Below are 1,699 nucleotides of genomic sequence, written 5' to 3' on the forward strand. Positions count from 1 at the left end.
GAGGAGGGTCAGGCGCGTACGGCGGAGTGGAAGGTCCGGGTGGCCGTACGGCTGATCGAGGACCTGACGGTCAACTGGGGCATGAAGGTGGAGGACATCCTCGTCGACGTGCTCACCTTCCCGATCGCCACCGGGCAGGAGGAGACCCGCAGGGATGCGATCGAGTCGATCGAGGCGATCCGGGAGCTCAAGCGCCGTTATCCCAGCGTCCAGACGACCTCCGGCTTGTCGAACATTTCGTTCGGGTTGAATCCGGCGGCGCGGATCGTGTTGAACTCGGTGTTTTTGAATGAGTGTGTGAACGCGGGGTTGGATTCGGCGATCGTGCACGCGTCGAAGATCTTGCCGATGGCGCGGATTCCTGATGAGCAGCGTGAGGTCGCGCTGGACATGGTGTATGACCGGCGGCGGGAGGGTTATGACCCGTTGCAGCGGTTCATGGAGTTGTTCGCGGGGGTGGACGCGGCGTCGATGCGGCAGGATCGGGCGGCTGAGCTGCTGGGGTTGCCGTTGTGGGAGCGGTTGAAGCGGCGGATCGTTGATGGGGAGAAGAAGGGGCTGGAGGCGGATCTGGAGGAGGGTCTGGGCCGGCGTCCCGCTTTGGAGATCATCAATGAGGTGCTGCTGGATGGCATGAAGACCGTGGGGGAGTTGTTCGGGTCGGGTCAGATGCAGTTGCCGTTTGTGTTGCAGTCGGCTGAGGTGATGAAGACGGCGGTGGCGTATCTGGAGCCGCATATGGATCGGGTGGAGGGGGAGTCCAAGGGGCGGATCGTGCTGGCCACGGTCAAGGGTGATGTGCATGACATCGGGAAGAATCTGGTGGACATCATTTTGTCCAACAATGGTTATGAGGTGGTGAATCTCGGGATCAAGCAGCCGGTGTCGACGATTTTGGAGGCGGCTGAGGATGGTAAGGCCGATGTGATCGGGATGTCGGGGTTGCTGGTGAAGTCGACGGTGATCATGCGGGAGAACCTGGAGGAGATGAACGCGCGGGGGATTTCGGGGCGGTTCCCGGTGCTTTTGGGTGGGGCGGCGTTGACGCGGGCGTATGTGGAGCAGGATCTGGCCGATGTGTTTCAGGGTCAGGTGCGGTACGCGCGGGACGCGTTCGAGGGGTTGCGGTTGATGGACGCGTTCATGGCGGTCAAGCGGGGGGTGGAGGGGGCGGCGTTGCCGCCGTTGCGGGAGCGGCGGGTCAAGGCGGGTGCGAGGTTGGTGCGTACCCCGGAGGCGGAGTTGCCGGCTCGTTCGGATGTGGCGGCGGGTAATCGGGTTCCGGTGGCGCCGTTTTTGGGGGAGCGGGTGGTGAAGGGCATTCCGCTGGGGGAGTACGCGGCGTTTTTGGATGAGCGGGCGACGTTCATGGGGCAGTGGGGGCTGAAGGCGGCCCGGGGGGGTGAGGGGCCCTCGTATGAGGAGCTGGTGGAGTCTGAGGGGCGTCCGCGGTTGCGGATGTGGCTGGAGCGGATGCAGACCGAGGGGCTTTTGGAGGCGGCGGTGGTGTACGGGTATTTCCCGTGTGTCAGCGACGGCGACAGCCTGATCGTCTTGGACGAGGCGGGGGGCGAGCGGACGCGGTTCACCTTCCCGCGGCAGCGGCGTGACCGGCATCTGTGCCTGTCGGACTTCTTCCGCTCCCGGGAGTCGGGGGAGGTGGATGTGGTGGCGTTCCAGGTGGCCACGATGGGGAGCA

General features: G+C 64.6%; 1 protein-coding gene. It reads left to right on the forward strand.

Annotated elements, in window-relative coordinates; all coding sequences use genetic code 11:
* Positions 1-1,699 (forward strand): B12-binding domain-containing protein (locus tag AB0B89_RS36300; protein WP_358562289.1); only part of this gene is annotated, 1,699 nt, incomplete at both ends.

Origin of the sequence: Sphaerisporangium sp. NPDC049002 (genome assembly GCF_040649355.1) — a bacterium.
GTDB lineage: Bacteria > Actinomycetota > Actinomycetes > Streptosporangiales > Streptosporangiaceae > Sphaerisporangium.